Raw genomic sequence first — 5,986 nt, 5'->3', positions numbered from 1 at the left:
CTGATCGGCCTGATCCTGCGCCGCGCCTGGCGCGAATGGCGCGAAGGTGGCGGCGGCTTTCGCAACGATCAGGACACGGCCGAAGCGCGCGAAGGGTTTCTTGAATTCTCGACGCTGCTGCTGGCGGCATTGTCCTTCGTGGCGGTGCTGTTCGAGACCCTGCCGATTGTCATGATCGGGGATTGCCGATGAGGCTGAGGATCGTCCTGACCTGGAAAAGGCTGGCCGGCCTCGTGGCTCTCGGCATGGCCGGGGCGCTGTTTGTCGGCTGGTCGGGGCTGGTTTCCATCGCCGCCTCGTCGGGACACTGGCCGGTGACGCGCTGGTTTCTTGGCTGGACGCTGGAGAACGCCGTCGCCACCCAGTCAACGCCGGTCGAAAAGCCCGAGGGGCTGGATCTGTCCGATCCGGCGCTGATCCAGCGGTCGGCCGGCAATTATGCGACAAGCTGCGCCGCCTGCCATGGCGCACCCGGCGTGGCGCAGTCGCCGGTCGTGGCCAACATGGTTCCGTCGCCGCCGCGGCTGGAGGACAGCGTCGGCGACTGGAGCGACGAGGAATTGTTCTGGATCGTCAAGAACGGGTTCAAATATACCGGAATGCCCGCCTGGCCGGCGCAGGGCCGCGATGACGAGGTCTGGGCGCAGGTGGCCTTTCTGCGCGCCTTGCCCGACATGACCGCCGCGACCTATGCCGATCTTGCCCTCGGTGGCGGCGTCGTGGATGACGACCTCGAGGCGGGCGGGCAGGCGCTGGCGGCGCTGGACGGCATTTTCGAGAACGCATTGGAAAATTGCGCCCGCTGTCATGGCCGCGACGGGCTGGGCCGGGGCGACCGCACGGCAGAGGGCGCGTTTCCGATCATCGCGGGCCAGCCTGCGCCCTATCTCAACGCCACCTTGCTGGCTTTCGCGCAGGGCAGGCGCGAAAGCGGTTTCATGCAGCCGCCGGCCAGCCGCTATGACGCGCAGACCCTTGCCGAGCTTGCCGAATACTTTGCCCGACAGCCCGGTCCGGTGCCGGAACCCGGTCCCGAAACCGCCGCCGGCAAAGGCGCGGAGCCAGCGTTGGGCGCGTCCGGGCCGTTGGTCCTGCCACTGGACACGCCGCAGGATGCCGCCGGTATCCTCGAAGGTGACACCGATCTTGACTATGCCACGGTGCCGATGGCCGCCCCCGGCGGCCCCCCCGCCACGCCCGAGGCGCTGCTGTCCCTGGGCCGGCGCATCGCCCTCGACGGCATCGCCGAGGCTGGGATCCCGTCCTGCCAAAGCTGCCACGCCCTGGGGCCGAAGCCGCGAAGCCCAGATTTTCCGGCGCTCGCGGGACAGCCCGAGTGGTATCTTGCCCGGCAATTGGTGCTTTGGCGCGACGGCAAGCGCGGAGGAACCCCCTTTGCCCCGGTGATGGAGGCAATCGCCGAGCGGATGACAGAGGAACAGATCGACGCGGTATCCGCCTGGTACGCCGGGCGGCCCCGGAGCGACCGCTAAGACGGGGCGGCCGGTTCCGCGCCGTCACGATTCCCTGCCTCAGCTCGCCGCCTTCGCCTCTTTCTTCATGGCACGGCGGATCTTGGGGATCGCGAATTCCCTCGGCTCGTGATAGTCGATCATGGTGACGAAAAGCCCCTCGGCATCGAACAGAAAGACGCCCGAGGTGTGATTCATCGTATAATCGCCGTTTTCGGTCGGCACTCTTTCATAGGTCGCGCGGAAACCGGCGGCGGCGCGCGCGATCTGCGGCTCCGGGCCGGTCCAGCCGCGGATCGCCGGATGGAAATAGCCAAGATAATCGGCCATCGCCCGGACCGTATCGCGCGCGGGATCGACGGTGATAAGAACCACGTTCCATTCATCACCATCCGGTCCCAACTCGTCCAGCCAGCCGGAGATGTCCGAAAGCGTGGTCGGGCAGACATCGGGGCAATAGGTGAAGCCGAAGAAGACCATCGTCGGACGGCCGATCAGGGATTTCGGTCCGACGCTGTTGCCCTCGTGATCTGTCAGGCGAAAATCCATCGCGGAAAGGGCCATCGGCCGCAATCCCGCCGCGTCGGGCGCACCGGGCCCGTCCACCCGCCACCAACCGACCGCCAGCGTCAGCGACAGCGCGCCAAGGCCGGCCGCGCCGTATCCCAGAAACGCCCGCCGCCGCATCAGTCCCCGGGTCCGCGTGCGGCGATGCCGAGGATCGGCACTTCGACGATCGTCTGGCCGCCATCCTCGAAAAGCAGCGTCAGCGGAAAGGTCTCGCCTTCCGTCATCGGCGCTTGCAGCCCCATCAGCATCGCGTGCAGCCCGCCGGGTTCCAGCGCCACGCTGTCCCCCGGTGCAATCGTGATCCTGCCCGCGGGCGTCATGGAACTGATGCCCTGGGCATCGGTCCTGCTTTCGTGGATTTCGGGCATCATCGCCAGCGGAGTTGCAAGCCCGGTCAGCGTCACCGGCTCCTCGCCGGTATTGCGAATCGTCATGTAGGCGGCACCGGGGCGCTTGACGCCGATCGAGGCGCGCGCCCACGCGCCGGCAACCACGACATCCCCGGATCCTGCCAGAGCCGGCGATGAAAGCCCGGCGACAGTCAGAAGGGCGGCCAGCGCGCCCGCGAACAGAAGGTCTTTCATCGGAATGTTCCCGTGTTCCACCATTCAACTCTGCGCCGCGGCGACTTCGGCCGAGACCAGGCGCCGCAATTCGGCCTCGCCGAACGGGTCGAGCGGCTTGTCGTTAACGAAGAAGGTGGGGGTCTGGCGGATACCCAGGGTTTCGACATCGGCGCGGTCCTGGTTCAGGATTGCCACGACGTCAGGCGATTGCATCTGCGTGCGCGCCGCCTCGGCGTCGAGGCCGGCGGCGGTCGCGATCTCGAGGATCAGGCCCGGCGGCGGCGTCCCGCGCGAAGCCCATCTGGGCTGTTCGCGCAGCAGCGCATCCATGACCGGACGATAGACATCCTGCATCCGCGCCGCCTCGAGCACGCGCACGGCCTCTTCCGAGGATTCGCCGTGAAACGGGGTATAGCGGATCACCACGCGCACGGCGTCCCCGTTCCGGGCCATGATGTCCTTCACGATCGGGTCGAACGCCCGGCAGGCTTCGCAGGCCGGATCGAAAAATTCGACGATTGTTACCGGCGCATCCTCGGGCCCGAGAACCGGAGAATAACTTCGGATCAGCGTGTCTTTGCGATCCGCCGTGACGGGGGCCGCGCCGGCGGTCGGCGCGGGCCGCGTCGCATACCATGCGGCACCGCCAAAGCCGGCGGTCCCCAATGCGAGAACGGACAGGATCAGGCCGCGTCGTTGCATTATCGTGTTTCCTTCAGTGAAAGGGCCGACAGCAGACCGATCAGGGCAAAGGCCACAAGCGCCATCAGCGGGATCGGAATGCCAAGGACCAGTTGGTTTTCATCGGTGCAGGAGGGTCCTGTGGCGGTGCAGGGCTGGATGCTTTCGGGAATCAGCCCGACATAGAGGCCCAGGTGCCACAGCGCGACCGCGCCGCCGCCAAGCGCCAGTGCGATGCCATAGCGCCCGACGCGATCGTCCCGCCACCAAAGCCCGAGTCCCAGGATGATGGCCAGGGGAAACATGAAGGCGCGCTGGAACCAGCAAAGCACGCAGGGCGATTGGCCCAGCACCTCGCCGATGAACAGCACGGCGAGCGATGCGAAAAGCGCAATGGTCCAGGCCAGCCCCAGGGCGGTCGCGCCGGACAGACGGGTCATGGCGGTCAGATCCTCTCTTGCAGGTCGGCCAGAATTTCTTCGGCGGGCGTGCCGTAGGGCCAGGAATCGACGAAGCCCGCCGCGGGGTCGAAGAGGAAAAGATGCGACGTGTGGTTCATCGTGTAACCATCCGGGGCCGAGGCTTGCTCGATCCGCTCGTAGAAGATCGGGAAGGTTTCCGAGGTCGCGGCGATCTGTTCCGGCGTGCCGGTAAGGCCGATGATGCCCGCATCGAACAGGGGAACATATTCCGCGAGGGCCCCGGGCGTGTCCCGTTCGGGATCCACAGAGATGAAGATCGGCTGCACCTTGGCGGATTCATCGCCCAGTCCGTCCATCACCGACGCGACCTCCGACAGCGTCGTGGGACAGATATCGGGGCAATTGGTGAAGCCGAAGAAGACCAGCATCCAGCGCCCGGCGAAATCGTCCTCTGTCCGGACCACGCCGTCATGACCGGTCAGTTCGAAATCGGCGTAGAAGGGCGGCTCTTCCCGGGCCTGGTCGGGCGCGGTCCGAAAATCCGACCAGAGCAGCAGCCAGGCCAAAGCCAGCGCCGCAACGCCCGCCAGCACCCACAAAATCCTTCGCACCGATGCCAGGGACATCCGTCTCACCTGCCGCTAATCCGTTTCGCGCAAGAATCATGTCCTCACCGCAGGTTCAAGCACGGATTGCCTGCCGCGACAGCATGTCACCCGTCCGTGAAGCCTTTGCCGCCCGGCCGGCGGCCAGAGCGGCGCCGAACGCGGGGAGGGCGCGTCGATACCCCGCAGATGCGCCCTTAGCTTCGCGACGGGAAGATGCCTTCAAGAGCGATGATGTAATTGATGCACAGGGTCGGGGGCATGTTGTCATGCGGCTGGCTGCCGCCGCTGGTGGCGATTGTGGCCGGGTTCAGCGCCACCGTCGGCGATGTCGTTGCCGAATAGATCGCCGAACGTGCCAGCAGATCACCCGAGGGCCGGTCATTGTCGGCAGGTGCGTTCAGCACGCTGACCTCATGGCTGTGGCTGGGCATCTGCGTCGTGTCCAGCGTCACCGTCTCGCGTCCCAGCGATTGCCCGATTTCCCGCGGCGTCAGGCCGGGGCCCGAGCCTGCATGCATCGGCACCCTTCCGCGAAGGTCGGGCAGGCTGAAGCTGGTGCGGCCATCGCCGCCATAGGTCGTGCCGAGAATGCTGAAGAGCGCCGAATTCGATGCGATCGCCAGCAATTGACCATCGCAGAACGCCCATCCGCGCGGCGCGAAATTTCCGCCGAACAGAACGATCATGCCAATGAATGGATCCATCTGAGTTCTCCCGAAGCCTGTCAGTGTCGAAGGGTGTCCAGTCATGGCCCGACGGGGCCATGCGGTCCGGCCAAGGTTTATTCACTTCACCGGACGGCTTCTGTGTCCCGGAACACAGAATGCGACAAATGGCGCCATTAGCCTGCAGACAGATTTCGAAATGCCGTTTCCGGGCGCGTCCGCGCCGGGGACGCAGAATGAACGGGACAGAGACATGACGCGCTTCAGATCCATTCTGGCGGTATTGGGACTGGGCCTGACGGCCGCGACGGTTCCGCCGGCCACCTCCCTCGCCCTGGGTCCGGGATTTTTCGATCAGGTCATCGCGCCCGCGGGCCTGACCTGCAGCTTCAACGCCTATCATGATTCCGCCGCGCAGGAGACACAGCTGAACCTGTTCATCCCCAACGGGGCAAGCCAGTCTTCCGGAGGGAATTACTGGTCAGGCGGCGTGATCACCAGCTGGCCCGGCGGCGATATCACCGCGGCCGCGATCGCATCGGAATGCGGCGCGACGAATGTGGTCGTGACATTGTCGGACGGCGCCAACGGCACCTACGCGACCGATGATTTCGTCGGAGTCGAGTTCCGGGCCACCTCGCTCGCGGACGGAAACACCCGTGACTACGTCATCGGGGCCTCGGGGGCGGGATCGACAGTTCTGGTCAACAATTCCACGATGGTCGCCAACACGCCGCCGACGGCCGATGCGGGGCCGGACCGGACGGTGGGCTCGGGCGCGGCGGTGACGCTTGACGGCAGCGGGTCGGACGCCAACGATGCCGGCCAGAGCCTCGGCTATGCCTGGAGCCAGAGTTCGGGCCCGGCGGTCACGCTGAGCGGGGCTGCGACGGCGACGCCGGGCTTCACCGCGCCGGTGCTGGTGGCCGGCGCGGCGGACGCGGTGCTGGTCTTCAGCCTGGTGGTGAATGACGGCTCGGATCCCTCGCCGGCCGATACGGT

At 66.3% G+C, this 5,986-nt stretch carries 8 protein-coding genes and 1 pseudogene; 3 read left to right on the top strand and 6 right to left on the bottom strand.

Translation table 11 applies throughout. The features are described 5' to 3' along the window. Positions 1 to 192: pseudogene (locus tag B4L36_RS04085) on the top strand (hypothetical protein); the annotation flags it as partial. Next, on the top strand, positions 189 to 1,493 hold the full coding sequence (locus tag B4L36_RS04080) for a c-type cytochrome (RefSeq protein WP_292952769.1): 1,305 nt from the start codon (positions 189 to 191) through the stop codon (positions 1,491 to 1,493). The pseudogene B4L36_RS04085 and the gene B4L36_RS04080, both read left to right, overlap by 4 nt. A gap of 39 nt (positions 1,494 to 1,532) precedes the next feature. Here B4L36_RS04080 and B4L36_RS04075 read toward each other — a convergent pair whose 3' ends face one another. The 6 genes from B4L36_RS04075 to B4L36_RS04050 form a co-directional block, all read right to left on the bottom strand. Then, positions 1,533 to 2,159: an SCO family protein gene (locus B4L36_RS04075; RefSeq protein ID WP_292952766.1), complete on the bottom strand. Its 627-nt coding sequence runs from the start codon at positions 2,157 to 2,159 to the stop codon at positions 1,533 to 1,535. Further along, the gene (locus B4L36_RS04070; RefSeq protein ID WP_292952763.1) at positions 2,159 to 2,626 is read right to left on the bottom strand and encodes a copper chaperone PCu(A)C; all 468 of its coding nucleotides are present in this window, start codon (positions 2,624 to 2,626) and stop codon (positions 2,159 to 2,161) included. The genes B4L36_RS04075 and B4L36_RS04070 overlap by 1 nt, the downstream gene beginning before the upstream one ends. A gap of 24 nt (positions 2,627 to 2,650) precedes the next feature. Continuing rightward, positions 2,651 to 3,310, bottom strand: a complete 660-nt coding sequence (locus tag B4L36_RS04065; RefSeq protein ID WP_292952760.1) for a DsbA family protein — start codon at positions 3,308 to 3,310, stop codon at positions 2,651 to 2,653. Continuing rightward, positions 3,310 to 3,729, bottom strand: coding sequence for a disulfide bond formation protein B (locus B4L36_RS04060; RefSeq protein WP_292952757.1), 420 nt, complete (start codon positions 3,727 to 3,729; stop codon positions 3,310 to 3,312). Before B4L36_RS04060 ends, B4L36_RS04065 begins: the two co-directional genes overlap by 1 nt. Positions 3,730 to 3,734: 5 nt before the next feature. After that, complete coding sequence (locus tag B4L36_RS04055; protein ID WP_292952754.1) at positions 3,735 to 4,337, bottom strand: SCO family protein; 603 nt, start codon at positions 4,335 to 4,337, stop codon at positions 3,735 to 3,737. Between the two features lie 176 nt (positions 4,338 to 4,513). Beyond that, the gene (locus B4L36_RS04050) at positions 4,514 to 5,023 is read right to left on the bottom strand and encodes a phage tail protein (protein WP_292952751.1); all 510 of its coding nucleotides are present in this window, start codon (positions 5,021 to 5,023) and stop codon (positions 4,514 to 4,516) included. Positions 5,024 to 5,237: 214 nt separating this feature from the next. Between B4L36_RS04050 and B4L36_RS04045 the strand changes: the two genes are divergently transcribed. Then, positions 5,238 to 5,986, top strand: a 749-nt coding sequence (locus B4L36_RS04045) for a PKD domain-containing protein (protein ID WP_292952748.1), incomplete at its 3' end; no start/stop codon positions are given.

It is taken from the genome of Paracoccus sp. UBA889, from assembly GCA_002294185.1.
Lineage (GTDB): Bacteria > Pseudomonadota > Alphaproteobacteria > Rhodobacterales > Rhodobacteraceae > Paracoccus.
The sequence above is the reverse complement of the archived record's forward strand: the minus strand, read 5'-3'. Positions and strand labels throughout refer to the sequence as shown.